A 21,935-nucleotide genomic window follows, 5' to 3' on the forward strand; every position below is an offset into this window, starting at 1 on the left:
GCTTAGAACTGGCCGAGTACTTCGCCGTCGCTACGGTCACGGAGGCGTCGGTAGATTGTCAGGTCGATCGTTTCTGGAATGAAGCGAACGGCTCCATCGCACTGGACCGACATGATTCCGCCTGGGTGCGTGCTGCTACTGATCCAGTCGGCACCCCAGTTCGCGCCGGAGCGGTTGATCAGCATGTTGGCACCCGAACCGCCGAAGCAAAGCACGTCGTACGTGTAGACACCCGTATGCCAAGACTGCGTGCTTGGTCCGATCCGAGCACCAATCCAAAGACCTCCAGAGAAGTTACAGAACGACCCACCACAATTCAACGTGCCGGAGTCAGGCGTGGCACAGGCTTCGCCGACCATCATGGTATTCGAGGTTCCATCGGTCACGTCGCGGATGCCCAGCTTCGAAGCCTCGAACATCACACCCTTACCGTCACGGGCCGCGTTGTTGCCTGCGTTGGCTTTGTAGTTCGACTTTCCGAAGTTACCACGGCGGCTGTTCAGCAGCGGCATCGTATCGGATGGGCAGCTATACGCCTCGAGCCCGACCGTGGCGGCATCGATCGGATCGTTCATGGTGTCGTCGTTGTTCTTGTCTTGCCAGTGATAACCGAATCCATTGGTCTGCGTTCCGATTTGATCGTGCAATGCGTTCTGCTCGATGAATGGCAGAATCAATGCCGACCAGGCGAGGCCGTTCCGATTCGACACGCTATCGATTGCCGAATTGAAAACCGGATTGGAATCGACATATCCTGGCGGAAATACTTTGAAGGTGTCGTGATAGTTGTGCAGCGCCAGGCCGATCTGTTTCATGTTGTTGGAACAGGTGATACGACGGGCCGCTTCGCGCGCCTGTTGAACGGCGGGAAGGAGCAAGGCGATCAACACGCCAATGATGGCGATCACCACCAAGAGTTCGACAAGCGTAAAGCCAGACTTCCGCGCGAGGGCGCGAAGAGAGCGGACAGGCATAGGGGCTTCCTGTAGAATGATGGGGATTTATTCGATTAGGGAGGCGATTGGGGTAGGCAGTAAGTCGATTATTAAGACTCGACGATGCATGACTCTGCATTTTTGGGTGGCAAGAGAATTAGCCACCTAAGCAGGGTATCAAATAAACCAGTTAGAGAGAATAAGAAATAACTGGAATTTGTATGAATCAGGTGCCAGAGTCCGTTTTGCTCTCAGCGCTATCCAGAAATTTCAAGCGATCGATGGCACGACCATGCGTTGGCAACTGCTTGAGACACTCGCGGTAGGCCTTGGCGGCCGGTTCAAGGTCGTCGAGATAGAAGTACATCTCGCCAAGGTAGAAGTGTGCCTGACCGTTGGTGGGATCGAATTGAATGGCTTTCTCAAATTGCGGAATCGCACTTCGGATTCGGTTGCGGCGAAACTCGAAGAGGCCTTTCATCATTGCCGCGCGGCTTTGGTGATAATCACTTCGTTCCGGTAACTGTTTTGCGAGTTTTTGATGCAGTGCCTCGGATGGACTGAGTTGAACCGCACGTTGCCAAAGCTGGACCGCTTCCTCGGCGCTACCGGACTGAAGCTTCGCATCCCCTTCCGCTTCAAGAGTCACGGCATCGATTCGTCCTTTCTCACGAAGCTGATCGATCAGTGCCAACGCTTTCTCTGTGTCGTTGGCTTGGATGTAGGCCTTCAGCTGCGCTGACTTCGCCAGGTCTGCTACGAAAACATTATGATCTGCAGCATCGCGGTCGATCGCTTCGGCGATCTCAATGACTTTGGATGTGTCGTTATCCAGGGCGGCCAGGTGGAGTTCGCTTAACCTGCCTGAGAGGCCTGTGCCTTCGTCCAATGGCGCGACATAGTTGGTGTTGAAGTTTTGCGAAACGAGATAGGCTGACCGCTCGACCATCGCCGCCGCGAGATATGCCCTTACTGTATTGCCAAGTTCGGATTGTGCGCGCTGGTCCAGAAAGTGAAAGCCCAGCGAGTACGGAATGTTCGCCAAGTTCTTTTGAATGATCGGCAACGCCTTGTCGGCGTGTCCTGAGCGTATCGCCAGCTTGGCAAGCTGGTATTCTGCGGCCGGGTAGTCTGCGTTCTGCTGGAAGTATCGCTGCGCGTCTTCCGGCGCGTCTTCGCGTTGCGCGTTGCGTCCCATGGCGAACAACGCGTTGATTTGTCCGATTTGTTGCTCTGGCGACTCGGACGGGGCCTGAACCACTTTGCTGTAGGCGACACTGCTTTCCTGCATGCGTCCCATGCGATCGAGGCAGAAAGCCAACCCAAACATCGCGTCGAAGTTTTCAGGATCTTGCCGAAGTGCCTCGCGGAAGGCAGGTTCGGCGTGGGCATAGAAGCCTTTGCCGATTAGGGCTTCGCCGTAGATGCGCCAATCGTTTGCGGTGCCATTGGATGCTTGCTCCGCAAGTGCTTCGATTTGCGGCATGATGGTCGGGTCGGCAAGTTTCTCTGTAGGAACCAGCGGAATCGTACGAGCCGCTTCACCGGACAGGTAAATGCCTGCCCCGATCGCTTCCAGCACGACCAAAATCAGCAAGGCAATCGTAGCGTACTTCATGGCTGCTTTCCTTGCTGATTACGCCAGACGCTCACGCGCCCAAGGTTTCGGTGTGGTCGACGAACATTCAAACTTCCAGAAACGATGTCTGCCGTTCCGTCTCCATCGACGTCTCCGGTGGCCACCGTCACCAGGTGCAGAGGTTCCGCCGCGACCTGCCATGGGGTGAAGTTTTGTTGGCCATCATTTTCGAGCCAGACGACACTGGCGTTCTCTGGATTCAGCCAATTGTTGGTCAGGCTGACCAGCACCACGTCGAGATAGTTATCGCCATTAATATCCGCGACCGAGGCCGCGTAAGTTCCACCTAAATCCGAGATCCGATGCTCGACAAACTTCCAGTCTCCCTGGTTCTCGAACCAATAGCACCCGTGATATGGCTGTGGGTAGGCATCGAAGTCTTCTAAGTTGTCACCGGCAGGCAGGATAAAGTCGAGATCGCCATCCTGATCCAGATCCGCAGCGACCAGACCAGCGCTGCCAAGATCGAGGTTGTACGTCATCCAAAGCAATCGCGGACGGAACTCACCGTCTCCCAAATTCTCGAAGGCCCACAGCTCTTCCTCGTCTTGCGTCACAATCGCTGCGATGTCGAGGTCGCCGTCCTGATCGAAGTCACCCACGGGCACGTGGATCGTCCCAGGGGCACTCAGCAGAAGGTGATCGCGAAACGAGAAGTCACCCAGGTTCTCTAGCCAGAGGATCGAACCTCGCGAATAGCCGAAGACGGCAACCGCCAGGTCGAGGTCCCCATCGCCGTCAAAGTCTCCTGGCTGAACATCCGCCACCCGTCGCACATCATCCAGAATGACATGTCGCTGGAATTCACCATCGTTGTTTTCGAACAGTTCGACGCGTCCAACAACGCTGTCGTCGGGAAGGATATTTCCCAGCACCGAGACAATCACGTCAAGGTCGCCATCTTGATCGATATCAACGACCGTCGCATGCGCTGGCGCGGCGACGTCGGCGATCAACGTCGATTCCTCCCAGCTTTCATCCGGGCGTCGCTTCAGAAGCAGAATCTGACTGCCGAGCGAATCGCACGCGACGATCTCATTCTGACCATCTTGATCGAAGTCGACGACTTGGACATTGGTAATCTGAGGCAACCCACGAAACTGCGGCTGAGTGGGCTCGAAGATGAATGGGACTTTCGTCGCAGGATACGACGTTCCGCCGGAATAGAGTTTCGCGGGATCGATCTTCTGCCGCAGACTGGGTCCGATCACCATCGCGGTGATCGGAATGCCAATCGCAAGTACGATCAACAGAACGAGACGAATGAGCATGGGGGCAATCTTGAAGTAGCGGCATGCGATGCTGCACACTGGTTAGGGCAAGCAACGTTCGCACGGTGAGACATCTTGCGGTAAGTCTCAATCATCGCAGATGAACGGCGCCGCTCGCAAGTCAGGGCCGAACGGCGGTAGAACGCTAATTCGTTGAACGACTGCTCTATTGAAACAGATCGGTCGAGAAATAGCGTTCCATGCGATCTGGGAAGACGGTTAGACAGACTGGAGTTCCGCCCCGTTCTTTGTAGGCGCGGACGGCGGCCAGGTAATTGAGCCCAGAGCTGGGACCGACGGGGAAGCCTGCTTGGATCAAACGACGCGTGGCGACGATGGCGTCTTCATCCGAGATCTCGAATTCAATCAGCTTCTGCAGTTGGGCTTCCTGGAAGATGTCGGACAGCCCGTCGACAACGCCTGGGATGCGTTTGCTGAAGCTGCAACATTCGACGTCGGAGATCAACTTGTTGCTGACCGGACGGGCCAACACCGGCACGACATCGCATCCGGCCGAGAGCAGCCCCTGCGTTACGCCCACCAATGTTCCGCCTGTGCCAACGCCACTGACGAAGATGTCGACATATCCGCTCGGGATCTGACAAAGAACCTCGGCGGCCGTTTCGTCACGGTGAGCTTTGGCGTTGTCGGGGTTCGAGAACTGTTGTGGCCAGAACGCGTCTTGTTCGGCGGCAAGCTTCTCGGCCAACTTAATCGAAGCATCGATGCCTTCATCGGCCGGCGTCAGTTCGACCTTGGCTCCGTACGCCTTGATGATTTTCACGCGTTCCGGACTGACGCTCTCTGGCATGATGGCCGTGAACGAAAGTCCCAGCTGCGCCGATGCCAACGCGAAGGCGATACTGGTGGAACCGCTCGACGCTTCCACGACACGGTCACCTGGCTTCAAACGGCCACTGCGGACCGCTTTCGACAAGATATACCGAGCAATACGATCTTTCGTCGAACCGCTGGGATTGAGGAACTCGAGCTTGCACCACACCGGCACGCCATATTCTGGCAAGGTAATAGGAACCAAAGGAGTCGTAACACGGCTTCCGGCCAGAATTGCAAGTGGATCGATCATTGGCATTCAGAATAGGAAAGGCGTCGCCCGGCGACCTGCGATGCACTCGCGATCACGTTGTGGGCAATTCCGAAGTATAAATTCGATTCGAAACGGGTTAAAGTAAGGAGAACCCCATCGCGGCCCCATTCCGCGTTACTCTTCCTGTCTTCGACGGAAATAGCCACCCACCTTCAACCCAAGAATGGCCCCATGTTGCATTCACTCCCTCGAACAAGCTTGTTCGCCCTCCTGCTCTTGTCGTACGTCGTCGCGCCATCGTTGGCCGAGGAAGTCAAAGTTCCGAAGAAAGAAAACTTTCACCTCTTCCTTTTGATTGGCCAATCGAACATGGCAGGCCGCGGCAAGGTGACGCCTGACGATCAGATCGAGAATCCAAAGGTGTTGATGTTCAACAAGGAAGGCCAATGGGGGCCTGCCGTCGATCCGATGCACTTCGACAAGCCAAAGATGGTGGGCGTCGGACTGGGGCGTACGTTTGGGCTGGAAGTTTCCAAAGCGAATCCAGAGGTGACCATCGGTTTGATTCCGTGTGCTGTTGGTGGTTCGCCCATCGCAAGTTGGAATCCTGGAGCCCGCGACAAGGCAACCAACACCCATCCGTACGACGATGCCATGAAGCGTGCCAAGGCTGCCTTGCAAGCAGGTGAGCTGAAAGGGATTCTGTGGCATCAAGGTGAATCGGACTCGGGCAAAGGTAAGTCCGAGATTTATCAGCAGAAGCTAACCGAACTAATCGCTCGCGTGCGGAAGGAACTTGATGCGGAAGACGTTCCCTTCATCATCGGACAGCTAGGCCAGTTCGAGGAAAACCCTTGGAACGATGCCAAGCGGCAAGTTGATCAGGCCCATCAAGCCATCGCGAAGAGCGACAGCAACAGCGCGTTCGTATCTTCGGAAGGACTGACGCACAAAGGAGACAAGGTGCATTTCAACGCCGAGTCGTACCGCGAATTCGGTCGCCGCTATGCCAAGGCCTATATGGACCTGCAAAGCAAGAGCGGCGATCAGTAACAAATGAACCCGCTGTTACGGCTGACTTGCTTCAGCCGGAGCACGAAAGTTCATGGTTCCCCACAGCCCTGGCGAGAGCATGATCTCGCCGGGGATATCGTCGACCAGCCCGGTGCTCCCGTTCGACCAGTAGCTCCGGAGATTAGTGTCGGTCCCTTCCGCGTTGCCATAGGTCACTCCAAAGTCGCCCTTATAAGCAATCCCTGGCTGTGGATCGAAACCGAGATCTTTCAGCGGGACGGTTGCCGTGACCTGATAGCCGCCGCTGGACTGGCGAACTTCTACGTTGGCATTTTGCAGCATCTGAACATTGTCAACGGTTTCGGCTCGCCAAGGCGACGTGAACTCGATTGCGTTGCCCTGCTGCTTTTCTGGCAGGCGATGCTCGTACAAGACAACCAGCGGTTGGCCATCATGCGGAGCAATCAGCAGGCGTTTGTCTCCTGGGACCGGATCACGTCGTTTGGGGTTGGCTTCAGGGTTCGTGGCAAACTGGAAGTCGACCGAGTCCCCCGTTGCGAAGAGCTTCGTCCAGTCGCGACCGTTGTTCACCCAAGGAGATCGGTCCTGGACCTGCCAGGTTAGTTGCATTTGATCCGCGACGATCTCGGCAGTGACTTCCACCTTGAACTTGCCATCTTTGTCCCAGGCAATCTTGCCAGGGAACTCGGCGTTACGGGAAACTTGTTGCTCGGATGCCTGGCGCAGGGTTTTTTGCTGCGCGGCGAGCACCTGTTGCCGCGTCACCGCGAGCGAGCCTTCCATCCGCTTGGTTTGGCCGAGTCCTTCCAGCTCGTAAATGCGATACGGACCGTGCCCAATCTGGACGTAGAATGTTCCGTCCGACAGCGACCGACCGAAGCTTCCGCCAAAGATCTCGCCGCCGAGGCGGTATTCGTTCATTAAATAGCTAACGCGGACATCGACAAACGCTTCATCGAGGTACAACCCGTCGGTTGTTAGCAGGAAACAACGGCCATGGTTGCCGTTGAGGAAGACCACATCGCTTTCTTCGTCCAGCGGCGCAACGCCTAGATACGCCATCGTTCCTTGCATCACACCAGGCTTGGGTAACGGTGCGTTGTGAGAACCATGTACGTCGCTCCATTGGTTTGGAAAGCTCCAAAGATGGGCACCATTCGGTTTCGGCTGCGAAGCGGCTAACGGCTCAATCCCTGGGCGATCGATCCAATAGGCATTCATTTCAGGATCGGAGTTCAACAGCATGCGACCGAACCGATCTTGAATCGTCGAAACGCCACTTCGTTTGTAGCCTGGGCTGAGATCGATTGGCGTGGCCTTGGCGATCGCGGCTTCGATCGAACCATAGTTGGGAACGCCATTGGCCAGAAAGCCTTGCGGCTCGATCGTCACGATGCTGACCTGGTCGTCGGTTGAGACAGGCATGACAAACGTGAGCGAGTTCTGCAGATGCCCCCAGGCCCCGCCCCCATACTGTTCCCCTTCGCTGAAGTCGAACTCTTCGGCTTGAGAGTTGCCGTCACCATTGCGATCGACCCACAACACGCCCATGCCACGCTGCGACCAGGGCTTCCCTTCGCCTTTGCGGCCAGGCTTCTCGCCAGCACGCTTCTCTGGCCACTTGGCATAGAAGGCGTCGATATACGCTTGCGGTGGATCCCAGTCGCAGCCGTAACCAAAGTGATGCGTGCCAGCTGTTGCCGCTAGATCGTGCAAGGTACCATCGGGCAAGACTTCCGAGATCAACGAAATCTTGCCACGGGCACAAACGAACGTCCGTCCAGCCTGGCGGAAGAATTGGTAGCACTGCGGTTCGTAGTTTCCGAAATGCCCTTCTTCCAAAGAAAGAATCGACGTCGGTCGAGCCGTTCCAGCGGCGATGTCGACATCCCAGAAACAGCCAAGTCCGATCCAACGTCGCGGATTCTCTGGATCGAAGCCAGAGCCATCTCCTCCGTAATGCGGCATGCCAAACTTCTCGTAGACAACATGCGGCTCGCCAGTCAGATCCCACGCAAAAATGCGTTTCGGATTCCAGCGATCTTCGGTAACCCAAAGCTTTCCATCCGGACCGAACGCGAGACCGGCCGGGTTCACCATCCGAGTTGGATCGTATGTCCCTTTGTACGCGCCGCCAGGTGTTCCGAGGGTGGAAAGCTGTTTGCCATTAGCATCGTAGCGGAGGATCTGATGACGACTGGCATCGCTCACCAGAATATCGCCGTTGGCAGCAACCGTGAGCCCGGTCAGGTCCATGTTGGTGGCGTCGACCATCCTTTTTCCGTCTGGCAGTCGAACTACGCCGGTATCGGTGGCGGCGTAAAGTGATGGACCAGACGCCAGATGACGCACGCCTGGGAGGGCGATTTGATCGATCTGTTTTCCAGTGTCGGTGTCGAGTACCAGGACCTTGTCCTCGTCTCGCGAGCCAATGTAAAGCTTTCCATCGTGAATGGCGAGACCGCCCAGGTTGAAGTCGGTCAGATCGGGATGTGCCGAGCCGGGACCAACTTCCATTTCATCGACTTCGATCCCACGCTGCTTACCGGGAAACTCAACCAGTCGACCCGTTTGAATATCGTAACGCACGATCGTCAGCTTCCAGGTCGCCTTCCAGTCATCGCTACCGAGATCGATCCCCTTGTTTCCGCCCCACGAGAAACCATCCTGAGCACAGTAAAGGTATTGGTCGTCGGCCGCGATCGCGTCTTTCTGGATGCCGTATCCGTGAAGGTGTTCGTACCCTTGCACGAAATTCCCATCCTTATCCAAAGCAACCAGTGCCCAGCCACCTTCGGTAACGGGCGCCGCAAAGAAGATGCGTTCTCCGTTGCTGGTCGCACAGCGGAAGGTGCTGTGGTTTGGGCCCCAGGAAGCGGTCGTCGGTTCACCGCCGTTGGCAAAGTTCATCTTGTACTGCGGTGCGATGCCAGGATGCGTGATCCCACGCCAATGGTAGTTGCCCGGCGAGACCAGTTTGCCCGCCTCATCGAGACCATCCCACTGCACCGTATGTCGGCCTGCGATAAAGCTTTGGCCAGAAATCAGATTGCGAACGCGATTCCCTTTGGCGTCTTCAATGACGATTGTTGCTTTGCCAGAAACAGGCTGCTCGAAGGTGATCCGGATTTCCTGCTTTCGGGCCTCGACCATTTCGTGATAGGTCGTCAGGTCAAAGGCACCCCAGGTCGCAGGGTTCGCGTCAAATGCGGCATGCAGCGGCGCTGAGTCGATGAAACCGAAACGCTCTTGTTCGGTTGGAAGCGTAAGGGAAGCGGCCAGGCGAATCGACTTCCATTCGGTTTCGGGCAGACGGAAGTGGTAGAGGCCTTGGTTCTGCGTCGCTTGATCGCCGGTCAGAACGTAAGCCCGTTCCGCGTTAGCGATCCCGACTTGCAGCGAAAGATTCTCGTTTTCAACCGTACGAAGGGAAAGCGTAGTGCCGGTGTTATCGGTGATCAGGGCAACCTCTAGCGACAGACCGCCAGGACGCCCCAGTGATTGAAAATCGGCTTCGCCAGGGAGTTGGTTTTGCGGGATCCCCGTGTTCGAGGGAAGCTTGCTAACGGTGAGATCGGGCGCTGCTTCTGTCGCTTCGCGTAGGAGTTTGACGATGCGCTGCCTTCCTGATTCGTAGACAATCATGCGATTGCCGGAGATGGCGACGTGTGTTGGGTGATCGAGCGAGGTGAACTCGCCGTTGGGGGCGTCGAGTGAACGATAGGTTCGGACAGTCCCTGCGGCCGTGTCGCTAATGGCGAGCGTGGTTCCATCACTATGAACGTAGAACTTGCCGTCACCATGTTGCAATGGGGCGAGCTTCTGCCAGTTGTTCTGATCATCGCGTTGATAAACGTCGACCTGGGACTCGTTGCCCGCGACCAGTTGGTTCTGAAACCAGGCAAGACTTGTACAGCCGCTCAGACCGGTGATCTTCGCAGGTTCCGGTTTGCCGCGCGGTAGGCCGGAATTCGTAACCCCCATCTGAAACGCATTTCCGTCCGTATCGACAAACAAGATCGCCAGGCCGTTCCCGTCCGGAATCAGCGTCGCCCCGGAGACGTTCTCGCCCAGGTCGAAATCAGCAATCCCCTTCGTTTCAAAGTGGGACCAGCCATTCGTATCGAAGAACGGCCCCGATGAAAGCTGCACGTAGCTGTAGTGCTTCTTCAGCAGGCAGAGCGTTTTCCCGTCGATGACTGTTGGCTGAGCCATGACGTCGGGAACCTTATCGCCGAGGGATGCGGCATCAGCACTGTTGGCATCCCACCGCCAGCTTCCACGTGGCGTCCAGATGTTGCCAGATGCATCCAGGGCGAGGCCTTTCAACGAAGGCAGGGCCCCAAGTCGGCGGACCGGCTGGAAGGTTTGCTCGCGATCACTCCACTGGAGAAGTTGAACGATTCCGTCCAAGCCTGAAACTGCGAAGATGTCGCCCCGCACGTGCGTGAGGCCGCGACCGTTTTCGATATCGACGCTTTGCGGCAAGTAGCCAATGAACGAGCCGGAAGCTCCGCCGAGGACCACCCCTGGCTCTGGCTCCCATTGCTCGTTGAAACGCTTCACCGTGCCATGCCAGGCAAAGCTATACCAATAGTCTCTGACCTTGATCGGACGCTCGCCATCGATCTTCTTGGGAAATCCGTTGAGAAGCTGCCCTTCTTTCCAGGCATAAATCTGGTTGCTGCGCATTCCGTACAACGTTCCATCGTCGTCGATCTGAAGCGTGTCGGTCGGAACGTCCGTTTGCAGGAAAGGCGTTTCTTCGAGCGTGGCGGGATTAAACCACACAATCGCGTCTTCCCCCTTTTTCGAGATCGCTACCTTGCCATCGACGGCGTTGACCGACAGTGCTTCGACATTCCCCAGCACACGCGTTGGTTCGGTTCCGCTGACGCTGTTCACTGGCAACACGTACAGCGCGTCTCGAATCTTCATTATCAGCTGCTCGCCTGCCAAGGTAATGCGATCGAAGCGGCGATCGTGGTGGCCAGGCAGCGGAAAGCTCGCCAAAAGACGCCCATCCAGGGCATAGCGGTTTAACTGCTTTTCGCCTGCGCGCTCCCATAAGGTCGAATGTGAATCGAGGACTGGGCCAAAGCCAGAGGCCTCGTTGCCGGTAAACTCGACCAGCGATTCTCCTTCTGCTCCCGAATTGCCGATCGAACCTTGAAAGGTCCATGGCTCGGCGACGGAAACAGAAGTCAGTAGCAAGCATAAACAAAGGGTCGGCGCAACAAGATGCATATCGCGAACTCTCTTGGAGGAAGACGGGCGGTGCGTGGCCAGTTGTCGGCGATAGTGGATCGTGACAGAAGACCAAGCGATGGGGACGATGGGGGTCAGATCGAAGCGCGATAGATGTCTGACCAGGTGGGCATTACGAAGCGAGCCGTTGAAATCGTGTGATCCCAACGGCTCGGACAAAGTCATGTTAACAGGCTGCGGCAGCCGTTGTCATCGCAAAATGCGCGATCTAGTCACGCGAAAACGGGAAATTCGCTCGCTGCGGGAACGATTTCTCGGGAGATTCACCTTCCCCCTCGGTAGCTTCTTCCTCCGACGTTTCCGCAGGCGTTAACCGCTCGGATACCGAGTCGGGGTTATCGACTGCTTCGCGATCGGGCGTCACGAGCAGCGACCAGCCGTGCAGCACACCGCTACGTTCGCTTCGACTGCCCCGAATCATCAACTGCCAGGTCCCCTTCAGGTTCTTGCCACGGAAGTGGTTCAAACCAGGCTGACGTTTTTCAAGAGCCTCGGGACGGAACGTTCCTTGGAATGGGGCACGTGCTCGGGTGATCCGCTCGCCGGTGTCGTCGTCGAAGATCGTTTTGTCGAAGTGATCGTCACTGCCACCGATGCCGGTAAACAGTTCGATCCGCTGCCCATCTGGACCAATCAGGTAGCCATCGAGCTGCTCGACATAAGTGTGGGTGATCGAAAGCTGAATGTTGAGGTCGCCGATCAGGTAGTCGTCGGCAACTTCAATCTCGGAAACGACCGTCGAGCGTGGCAGTAACAGGTGAGCCTGAGTGTTGGAGAACTGACCCCCGACAACCGTCTTCGAGGTCAAGACTTCGTCGATGGTGATGATGCCATCCTGGTTGTGATCGTAGGAAGCGAATTCGTCGAGCTTCTCTTGGTCCCACTCCTCGGTGAACTCCGACATTAAAATCTGCTTGTCACCATCCTGATCGCGTTCGAAGAACCAGGTCGGAATCGCTTCCTGGCGTTGGCTGGCTTCCCGTTCGAGGGCCTCGTTCAGATAGCGGGCAAATTCTTCTTTGTCGATCGATCCATTCCGGTCGTAGTCGACCTTCGAGATGGAAATGCCGATGCTCGACATCTCTTGCGGATCAAGCTGGTCGTTGCGATTGAAGTCGTAACGTTCCATCAGGCTATCAGCCAGGGAAGCACTGCCGCGGTCGCCGTTGCGCGAACTACCGGCTCGCATCCGATCACGCCAATCCTGGCGATCGTCGCGGCGATCTTCCGTTGAAGGAGGAAGTCGCGAGCCAAGGCTGCGAACCGTGCTATGGGCCTCGATTCTTCGTTTGGCGTATCGTTGGGCCAATTCCAGATGCGTGAGGTAACCGTCGTTGTCGAAATCGGTATCGAGAGGCGGATGGCCAGTCCACCGGCCCCGTTCAATTTCCTCAGGACTGAGTCGACCATCTCGATCACGATCGTAGCGACGCAGTTGCTGTTCGACCTCTTCCAGGTCTGCCAGCGTGTAAGGATACTTCACCTCCGCCAGGCCGAACTCCGGCAGGAGCGGCTTGTCGGCCGGTGGGCCAAATTCGCGCATCGTTGGCGAGTCGGCACCGGTGACTGCAGCTGGGGTGTCGCCGTTTTGTTGACGCTGGGCATGAAGGCGCGCCGCTTGCTCGAGCTTCTTCACGGAATTCGGCCGCGAGAGACTCAGACCGTAAGGAACGGCGAACTCCTCGAGGTATCGACGCGACCGATCCGAGATTTCGTCCGGCTCGACAAAGCCATTGTTGTCGCGGTCGATACGATGGATCCACTCTCCTTGTGCCCAAACCCATTGCGGCATTAGGGTCAAGAGAAGAAGTGGCAGGAACGTAGGAAGTCGATAGCTTGCCGACTGCATTTATCGACCTCGCGAGTTATTCGAGCGGGTAGGCGTACTGCTGCGCGGACGGTTGTTCGAGCGAGGACGCTGCGAAGCGTTGCTCGACTGTTCGGATAGAATCTGCTGAATCGTTTCCAGATTGACGCCACTCCCTGCGGTGATCACGCGAACGGCCCGCTCGCTACGTTGATCGACCGATTCGACCAACTGCTGTACTTCCGCGAAAAGTGAGTCTGGGGCCGTAATCACCAGCGAGTTACTCGCTTCGTGGACGGCGACAGCCATCACCGGCTTGTTGCCACGGGTCGGCTTGTCGTCAACACGACGCTGCTCTTCCTCACCGCCGCGTGGATCATTCGTGGGACGAGGAGCATTCTGCTGTTGTGCTTGTGGATTACCACGCTGCGACGAAGTATCGACGCGACCTGGAAAAGCCTCGCGGATCATTTCGGCGACTTCTTCGGCCTTCGCATGACGCAGGGCGATGATTCGCGAGCGGCCAGCCGTTTCGATCTCGGTGATGCTGGAATCTTTGTCGATGATCTTCATATAGTTTTCGATCGTCGCAATGTCCTCTTTCGTCCCTTGAACAATCAAGCGATTAAGACGGGCATCGGAAACAATCGTTGCGGTCCCGGCGGTGACCGTCGTCATGCCATCTCGATCGAACAGCAAGCTGCCGTAGAAAGTACCTAGTCCACTCACCGAACCTCGAACAAGCGTATCGCCTGGCGTATCACTGAGGGCGTTGCCGCCGTCCAGCAGGTCGGCCAGCATCTTTACGGCTTCCTCAGCCGAAACGTACTTTAGGTAATAGACGATCGTCGGCGAGATCGCGTTGCGTTCGTGCGAGGAAAGCGATCGCAGATGACGCTCGAACTGGTCGAGTGCTTGAACGTCGTCTGATTGCAATAAGATCCCATTGGGAACCACCTGGGTACGAATCGGAGGAGTCGACTTGCTGGTAGGAACCGACGTCGGAATGGAAGGCTTTCGACCCGACCATGCGACCAAGTCGTCCTCGTTTAAGGAAGGCTTCGTACTTGGTGTCTTGCGAGGCGCCGGGGTCATCTTGGCAGGCGACTGCGTGGGAACGGTCGCTGCTGGTTCCGTGGTGGTGCCTGATTCGGGATGCAGCGTTCGCTCGATGACTGGGTTCTGCGTCGATTCACTGGTTGGCAGAATCTCGAGACGGTTGTTGCCATCCCACGACTGTTTGGCCGACTCAAGCAACTCTTCGCGGGTTGCTCCGGTGAGAGGAACGAATCGTAGATCGGTTCCGCTGTTACTGGGAGAACGAGTTTCGAGGCGGGTTACCAATTGTTCAATCTGCCGAATCTGATCGGCGGTACCACGCACAAATAATCGACGGTTGCCGGGATCGGCATCGACCTTAGGTGGAGCCACCTTCGGTTCTGGCTCACCCTTCTTGGGAATCTCGTTCGGGACGCCGAACATTTCGCCAATGAGTGACACCGCAAAGTAAGGATCGACGGAACCCAGTTCGACGACCGAAAACTCCACTGAAGGAGCTTGCAATTCCGTAATCGTTTCGCGAATCAGTTGATGAACTTCAGGATCGGCCAGAGCGACGATCGTGTTGCTCTCTTCCTGCCGTGTCAAACGCAGGTTCTTATCCGCCAGAATCGTCTGTAGTACATCGTAGATCACCTGCAGGTTGTCGCCGGTGACAGGATGCGAAACGAGCTGCTGCTGCGATGGTGCCAGTTCCGCTTCGTCCGGAACGTCGACGACTTTGAGAAGCTGCTCCAGACGATTCAGCTTTTCTTCCGAGCCGACCACAAACAAACGCTTGCCAGTCAGGTCGGTGGTGATCGTGATATCGATGCCGCTCATGGCGTTCTCGGGAATGCCAAGGTGGGTCGCGGCAACCATCAAGACGGTTTGCGCGTCGACATGCTTCAAATTGAAACGGCGGATCGATTCGGTACTTTGCTGCGGCTGCTGCATCGAATTGAGGACGTCCAGTGCGCTTCGCAGGTTCTTCACCGTATCGGTGATGATCAATTGGTTCGACTTAGGCAGCGTGACCGGAGTGGTCATTAGCGAAAGGGGCTGCATTTCGCTGATCGCTTCGGACGCGACCACCTGGCCCAGCGGGACGAAGCACTTCACGACTTCGTGCGGGTTCAAGCCTTCCAGGCCGTCGGAGGGTACCACCTTGGCCATCGCATCCAACTGCTGCAGTCCTCGAGGGTCACCGAGGTTGATGACCGAAAGCAATTCATCCCGGCGAACGAGTGCGTAGCCGCGGGGAAGCAGGAACAAGTTCAGCCGAGCGACCGCTTCGTCGACGGTGTACTGCTGACGATCGGAATAGGTGAAACTTCCGGTGGGAACGTCGTCGACATACAGCGAAAGCTCAGCAGCCTCGGCCAGCCAGTCCAGAACTTCGCGCCAGGAGGCACCGCTGAACGAAAATCTTAAGCGGCTTTCGATGCCTGATGCATCGTTGGTGACCGATTCTTCCACAACAGGGGCCGCAGGCTCAACGGTTTCCTGCGACCACGCAGTGGTGGTGGCGAAGGCTGACAGCAGCAAAGCTGGCAACAACGAAAAGGAAATCGGAGCAATGGACGAAGCGCGTTGCATGGTTGGTTCCACCGGTGAAAGGTCCCGGCTTTGGTACAAGATCGGCGGGCGGTTTGGAATTTGGGGCGATATCACGATCTACGAGGAAATCTCGAGAAAAGTAATCCGCAGCAACAGGTGGGGAGTAACTGGAAGGCTATGAAACGCAAAATATCTCAATCTAATTGATTGAGAAGTGGCTCAGGCAGGGCATCGAAGACTCAGGTGGGGCGTAAGGCAGGTCAACAAAGTTACCTAATTAGACCGTTTTAGAAGGTGGAGACGTTTACGTCAATGTTTTCTGCTAAGGGGCGGTAAGTTGCCGCTAAAGAACCGGGGCTATTTCTTGGCCGATCCTTTGCTGGAATACAGTAGATAGGACTGTCGTCGCTTCATGAAATCTTCGAGCCCGGCCTGATAACTGTGTTTGATTTCGGCGGGAGTCTTGGCATCTTCAATCATCTGGGCAATTGTGCGGTTGCCGAGCAAGACTTGAAGCCGTTCCGCGTTCCAATCGACCGGGTAAAGCTTTCGCAGACTCACGGCTAGGGCCCAAGTCAGGTCGAGCGGACGGAATTCGTTCCAATCGGTGATGATGAAATTCACTCCGCCGCACAGCTCGCCTTTGTACTTGCTGCTCGATGGGGTGAAGTCGATGCCAATCACTTTTACGCCTGGGACACCATAGGCATTGATGGCATTCGCCAGCTTGGGGCCATCGATCCAAGGAGCTCCGACAATCTCGAACGGTGTCACGGTTCCCCGTCCGACCGACAGGTTGGTCATTTCCAGCAAGCCAACGCCAGGATATAGCATGGCCTGGGTGAGGCTTCGCATGTTCGGTGAAGTATTTCGCCAGGGCAAGCCCGTTTCAAACAAGCGTTGGCTGCGATCCCATCCTTCCATGGGGACGACGGTCAGATCGGTTTTCCAGCCGCGTTCCGCGTTCATTAGCTTGGCAAGTTCCCCCAGCGTCAGGCCATGCCGAACCGGGATCGAGTGAAAACGAACGAACGAGCGGAAGCCCCCTTCCAAAAGTGGTCCTTCAACGACGTCGCCACCAAGTGGGTTGGGCCGGTCGAGAACGACGAAAGGAATCCCCTGCTCTGCCGCGGCTTCCATCGCCTGGCCCATCGTCGAAAGATAGGTATAGAAGCGGCAGCCAATGTCTTGGATATCGAACACCAGGATGTCGATTCCCTTCAATTGATCAGGAGTCGGTTTTCGGGTCTTGCCATAAAGACTTTGAATCTTAATGCCGGTCAATGGATCAACCGTGTCGTCGACGAGCTCTTGATCGAGATCGCCCGTGAAGCCGTGTTCCGGGCTAAAGATGGCGACCAGATCGACCTTGGTTGACTTGGCCATCAAGACGGCTGTCGAGGTCCCTGACTTATCGCGACTGGTATGGTTGGCGATCAATCCGACCCGTTTTCCAGCGAGAATATCAAACTGCTTCGCCGATAGAACATCGATGCCGAGCTTGGTTTCTGAAGGGGACGCGGTTTTCAGCCCGGCCAAACAGGCATCGGCTGCGATGGTACCAATGCGGCCAGCCAGTTTGTTGACTGAACCTTTGCCATGCGGGTGGACTCGATTGCTTAAGAACAAAACGACCAACTCTAGATCAGGATCGATCCACATCGCTGTTCCGGTGAAGCCACCGTGACCAAAAGCAGACGCGGTCATCGTCTCGCCACGATTGCTGGAGTAGCTGCTCTTCTTGTCCCATCCGAGACCCCGTGTTTGACCGGCGGCATCGTAGGCGGTGTTCATCGTTTTCAAGGTCTTTGGTTGAAGCAGATGCCCGGTTCCTTCCTGGCGTGCATCGAGCATCGCCTGCGCGTAGGTCATCATGTCGGCAGCCGTACTGAAGAGGCCCGCGTGACCTGCGACGCCGTCGCAGTAGCGAGCGCGGGGATCGTGTACCGTTCCTTTCAGCCAAACGCCATCTTCCTGAGTTGTGGTCACGGCCCGTTGGCTTAATTGTTCGCTCGGGTTGTAGCCCGAGTCTTTCATGCCGAGCGGCTGAAAAATATGCTGCTGAGCGTATTGGTCGAGCGGCATCTTCGAGACGCGTGCCACGACTTCACCCAGCAGAATGAATCCAACATCCGAGTAACGAAATCGCTCGCCCGGTTTCGAGAGCAACTTCAGCGCACAGATCTTCTTGTAAGCAGTTGGCCAGCCTTCTTCGTAGTCGGACAACGCGTTATCTGGCGTCAGGCCACTGGTGTGCAGCAGAAGCTGCTTGATCGTGATCGTTTCTTTGTCGTTGCCGCGGAACTCTGGTAGGTAGGTGACTACGGTGGCATCCAAGTCGATCTTGCCTGCTTCGACTAGTTGCATAATGCTCGTCGCCGTGACAACCGGTTTGGTGAGCGATGCCATGTCGAACAGCGTATCGACCGTCATCGGTTCCACCGCAGGTTCCACGCGGCGGTTGCCATGGGCCTTCTGATAGACCACCTTGCCGTTCCGAGCAACAACGACCACACAGCCTGGCATCTGCTTGGCATCCAATGCGGCGCTGATCTCGGAGTCGATCTTGCCAGCCAGGTCCCCCACCATGCCAACCGACTGCGGCGAAGCCTCTGGTAGAGCTGCAAGAGCGAAGCTGGGGAGGCAACAGGTCAGCAAGATCACGAAGAACAAGCGCTGGTTCATGGAGAGTCCTCGAACGAGGTGATTTCGGCAGAGGGTGGGCTTTTGCGGAACAACATTCCGAGGATGCCTGTCGCCAGGAAGGTAGTGGTCGCGCAAATGAAGGAATACCAGTATCCGCTGACATTCGTCTGGATTGCAACCACCGATATGGTTGAGGCCCCGATCAGCAGTCCCAAGTTCGCCGCCATGCTGGAAACGTGCGGGATCATAATCGCCAGTAACATCAGCCCTAAGAGTAGCCCCGCCGAAAAACCTGCGATGGCCAAGGCCTGATTGACGACCGAGTCGGCAAATTGACCGCGGTAGGCCCCCACCGCGACGATTGCTTGAAGCAATGTGAACAGCAGCGTAAAGCCGCGTGCCAGTCGCAATCGGCGTTGATCGCTGAGATTCGGATACAGGCCAGTCACCCAGTCATCGAGTAGCGAGCTGGAAGAGGAATTCACCGAACTGGAGAGTGTCGACATGGCTGCCGCGAAAACGGCTGCCAGGACGATTCCGGTGATTCCGATCGGAAGTTGTTGCACGATGAACTTCGGTAAGGCTTCATCGCCAGCGATCGTGGCGAGATCTGGGTCGATCTGCTGATAGAAATATGCCAGGCCAACGCCGATGGCAAGAAAGATAGTGAATTGAACGAATACGATCGGACCGCTCCAGAACAACGCCCATCCGGCCGAACGCTGATTCGCCGCACACAGGTAACGCTGCACGATCAGTTGGTCCGCACCATGTGTTGCCAGGCTCAAAGTGGCACCGCCGATGAGGCCAGACCAGATCGTGATGCTGCCATCCTGCGGAAACCAACGCCAGTCGAACATCTTCCAGCGACCTGTTTCCTGGGCAAACTGCAGGTACTCGCTCACGCCGCCAGGAATTTGCTGCACGATCAACATCATGATGACCACGGCCCCAGCCATGTAGACGGCAAACTGAAGGCAATCGTTCCACACCACCGACCGCACGCCCCCCAGCAGCGCATAGAATGCGGTGACGATTGCCAGGATGGCAACGTTTGCCTCGAACGGCATATTCGTCACTTGCTGTAGTGCCAGTGCCGCCAGATACAAACGAAGCCCATCCCCCAACGTTCGAGCGATCAAGAAGAACAACGATGCCATTCGCTGCGTCGATGGACCGAAGGTTCGTTGAAAAACCTGATAGGCGGTCGAGGTCTCTTCGCGAAAATAAATTGGCAAGATGAAGATCAAAACAAGGATTCGGCCGACGATGTATCCGAGCGCCAACTGCAGAAATGCAAAGCTCCCTCCCGGCTGAAAGGCAACGCCTGGGATGCTGAGAAAGGTTACAGTGCTGGTCTCAGTCGCCACGATTGAGAGAAGTAGCGCCCAGGTCGGCAGGTTCTTTGATCCGAGAAAGAAATCGCCGGACGAATGGTTGCCGCGCCCCAGGTACACCCCCAAGATCGCAGTCCCCAAGACGTAGAGGGCGATGATTGTCAAGTCGATGGGAGTGATCGCCAACGTTGCGAAAAACGACATTTAGGCAGATAAGCTAACTGGCGGTCTTGTTAAGGAATTACAAACGACAGGTGAACCTTCTTAAGTCTATCTGCCACAAAGGCTCTCGCTAGTTGCCGACGCGCATATTAATATCGGTTTTGCGCAGCGACTCTATTTTATCGATCTCGCCACATCTAAACTGGCAAGCAGGCAAGACCACAACGTTGGTCTGTCCACGATCCCCCTTGCGATGGAATTTGGCTGCCTGTGATGCTCGAACATTTGACAACCGAGGCGCATAATCCAGCGTCGGAACATCTCGATCAGTTGTCGACACTGGAGGTGGTCCAGTTGATCAATCAACAGGACGCGTTGATTGCCGACGCGGTCGGACAGCAGTCGTCGCAGATCGCCGAAGCGATCGACGTGATTTCGCAGCGATTGTCGATCGGCGGCCGCCTGATTTATATCGGTGCGGGAACTTCCGGCCGACTAGGGATCTTGGATGCTGCCGAGTGCCCGCCAACCTTCAATTCCGATCCGAAACAGGTCCTGGGATTAATCGCGGGTGGTCCAACAGCAATGACCACGGCAGTTGAAGGTGCGGAAGATCGACCCGAACTCGGCGCAGCGGACCTGCAGCATATCGCCTTGGGCGCATCGGACGTCGTGGTTGGCATCGCGAGCAGTGGCCGCACACCCTATGTGATTGGTGGCTTGGCCTACGCTCGTAGCATTGGCGCGTTCGCGATTGGGCTAACCTGTAACGACAACTCCGAACTTCTGCCACACTGCGATTTGGTAATTGCTCCGGTCGTTGGTGCCGAGGTGCTTAGCGGATCGACCCGGATGAAAGCCGGAACCGCGACGAAAATGGTTCTGAATATGTTGAGCACCGGCGCGATGATTCGCCAGGGAAAGACCTACGGAAACTTGATGGTGGATCTGCGTGCCACGAATATCAAGCTGACCGATCGAGCACGCCGTATCGTAAGAGCGGCAACAAAAGTTACCGATCAACGCGCTTCTGAACTACTCCGGGAATGCTCGGGCGAAGTGAAGACTGCGATCGTCGTCCATCAGACTGGCCAGTCACCAGAGGAAGCAAGATTGCTTCTAAGTGAAGCTCAAGGGCACTTACGCGAAGCGATTATGGGAGCAACCAGGGAATGCGAGTCTTAATGGCGACTTCCAAGCAGTCGAAGCTTTCGATCTCGACACCACCTGCCGTAGGTGAGCTGATTCTAGCGGTCGATGGTGGTGGTACGAAGACGCGCTGCACCCTGGCAGAGGTCGGTCCGTTGGGAAAATGGCGCGTTCTGGGAACCGGCAATGCCGGGGCGTCTAATCCACGTGTGGTCGGTGTCGATGCGGCCGCCGCCGCGATCAGCGAAGCCGTTCAGATTGCCAAAGCGGAAGCAGGACTCGACTCGTTTCCTTGTCACCGCGGACTTTTCGCGATCGCGGGGACGCTTCATCTTCCTATCCGCCAGGCACTCAGTGAACGACTCGCCCAGCTTGAACTGGCCGATCACGAAGACGTGATGCCAGACCTTCTTCCTTTAATTATGGATGATACGAAGAACGAAGTTGTGGCGCTCGTTTCGGGGACTGGGTCGGTTGGCGTTGGGCGCGATTTGCAAGGCAACGTTGCGATTGCTGGAGGCTGGGGACCTTGGCTCGGAGACGATGGCAGTGGATTCTCGCTAGGCCGACAGGCACTTCGACAGACACTGCGGGCGCTAGAATCGGGAACGCCGCTTTCGCCAATGCAAGTCGCCATTTGCGATGAACTGGAAGCTGAGAATGCGATTGCCATCAAAACGAGACTGGCGGAGGCGAACGATCAGCGAGAACTGTTAGCGCGCGTTGCGCCCGTGGTCCTTTCAACTGCGATGCAGAACGAACCAGATGCTCAGGCAATTGTCGCCCACGGCGCCGAAGAACTCGCGTCGTTGGTGCAATCGGTGCAAAGTCGGTTACGGCTGAAGCAAAATCCGATGCGGATCGTGGTCTCTGGCGGGATCTTTCAGGCAGGCGGGTACCTGCGAGACGCATTGCAGAAATCGCTGGAGCAGAAAGGTATTACGCCTAAGTTCACCCCGATCGACGACCCGACGACGCCGATTCTGAAAATGCTCGTTCGCGGAATGACCTCGGACGACTATCAGATATTGCCGTAAGCA

At 56.4% G+C, this 21,935-nt stretch carries 12 protein-coding genes; 3 read left to right on the plus strand and 9 right to left on the minus strand.

Translation table 11 applies throughout. From position 1 onward, the window contains the following. Window positions 1-2: 2 nt before the first annotated feature. From ABD890_RS01615 to ABD890_RS01630, 4 genes are all read right to left on the minus strand, one after another. Window positions 3-974 carry a DUF1559 family PulG-like putative transporter gene (locus ABD890_RS01615; protein WP_345084983.1) on the minus strand — a complete coding sequence of 324 codons (972 nt, stop codon included), beginning with the start codon at window positions 972-974 and terminating at the stop codon, window positions 3-5. Between the two features lie 187 nt (window positions 975-1,161). Continuing rightward, window positions 1,162-2,553, minus strand: a complete 1,392-nt coding sequence (locus ABD890_RS01620) for a tetratricopeptide repeat protein (protein WP_345084986.1) — start codon at window positions 2,551-2,553, stop codon at window positions 1,162-1,164. Next, entirely contained in the window at window positions 2,550-3,845 is a 1,296-nt protein-coding gene (locus ABD890_RS01625; RefSeq protein ID WP_345084989.1) for an FG-GAP repeat domain-containing protein, read from the minus strand. The genes ABD890_RS01620 and ABD890_RS01625 overlap by 4 nt, the downstream gene beginning before the upstream one ends. Before the next feature lie 166 nt (window positions 3,846-4,011). Further along, window positions 4,012-4,932, minus strand: a complete 921-nt coding sequence (locus ABD890_RS01630) for a PLP-dependent cysteine synthase family protein (protein ID WP_345084991.1) — start codon at window positions 4,930-4,932, stop codon at window positions 4,012-4,014. 192 nt (window positions 4,933-5,124) lie between these two features. On the opposite strand from ABD890_RS01630, the gene ABD890_RS01635 reads away from it, so the two are divergent. Continuing rightward, a complete protein-coding gene (locus tag ABD890_RS01635) occupies window positions 5,125-5,946 on the plus strand; it encodes a sialate O-acetylesterase (RefSeq protein WP_345084994.1) in 822 nt (273 codons plus the stop codon). 15 nt (window positions 5,947-5,961) lie between these two features. On the opposite strand, the gene ABD890_RS01640 is transcribed toward ABD890_RS01635, so the two are convergent. The 5 genes from ABD890_RS01640 to ABD890_RS01660 form a co-directional block, all read right to left on the minus strand. After that, a complete protein-coding gene (locus ABD890_RS01640) occupies window positions 5,962-11,175 on the minus strand; it encodes a FlgD immunoglobulin-like domain containing protein (protein WP_345084997.1) in 5,214 nt (1,737 codons plus the stop codon). Between the two features lie 229 nt (window positions 11,176-11,404). Beyond that, window positions 11,405-13,045, minus strand: a complete 1,641-nt coding sequence (locus ABD890_RS01645) for a proprotein convertase P-domain-containing protein (protein WP_345085000.1) — start codon at window positions 13,043-13,045, stop codon at window positions 11,405-11,407. Continuing rightward, window positions 13,046-15,640, minus strand: a complete 2,595-nt coding sequence (locus ABD890_RS01650) for a secretin N-terminal domain-containing protein (protein ID WP_345085003.1) — start codon at window positions 15,638-15,640, stop codon at window positions 13,046-13,048. It lies immediately after the preceding gene. Window positions 15,641-15,958: 318 nt separating this feature from the next. Beyond that, window positions 15,959-18,286 carry an exo-beta-N-acetylmuramidase NamZ domain-containing protein gene (locus ABD890_RS01655; RefSeq protein WP_345085005.1) on the minus strand — a complete coding sequence of 776 codons (2,328 nt, stop codon included), beginning with the start codon at window positions 18,284-18,286 and terminating at the stop codon, window positions 15,959-15,961. Continuing rightward, window positions 18,283-19,788 carry a sodium:solute symporter family transporter gene (locus ABD890_RS01660; RefSeq protein WP_345085009.1) on the minus strand — a complete coding sequence of 502 codons (1,506 nt, stop codon included), beginning with the start codon at window positions 19,786-19,788 and terminating at the stop codon, window positions 18,283-18,285. Before ABD890_RS01660 ends, ABD890_RS01655 begins: the two co-directional genes overlap by 4 nt. 231 nt (window positions 19,789-20,019) lie before the next feature. Between ABD890_RS01660 and murQ the strand changes: the two genes are divergently transcribed. Together murQ and ABD890_RS01670 are read left to right on the plus strand one after the other, a co-directional pair. After that, on the plus strand, window positions 20,020-20,931 hold the full coding sequence (gene murQ / locus ABD890_RS01665; RefSeq protein WP_345085302.1) for an N-acetylmuramic acid 6-phosphate etherase: 912 nt from the start codon (window positions 20,020-20,022) through the stop codon (window positions 20,929-20,931). Further along, a complete protein-coding gene (locus ABD890_RS01670; protein ID WP_345085012.1) occupies window positions 20,931-21,932 on the plus strand; it encodes an N-acetylglucosamine kinase in 1,002 nt (333 codons plus the stop codon). Before murQ ends, ABD890_RS01670 begins: the two co-directional genes overlap by 1 nt. Window positions 21,933-21,935 lie beyond the last annotated feature (3 nt).

Origin of the sequence: Bremerella cremea (genome assembly GCF_039541315.1) — a bacterium.
Lineage (GTDB): Bacteria > Planctomycetota > Planctomycetia > Pirellulales > Pirellulaceae > Bremerella > Bremerella cremea.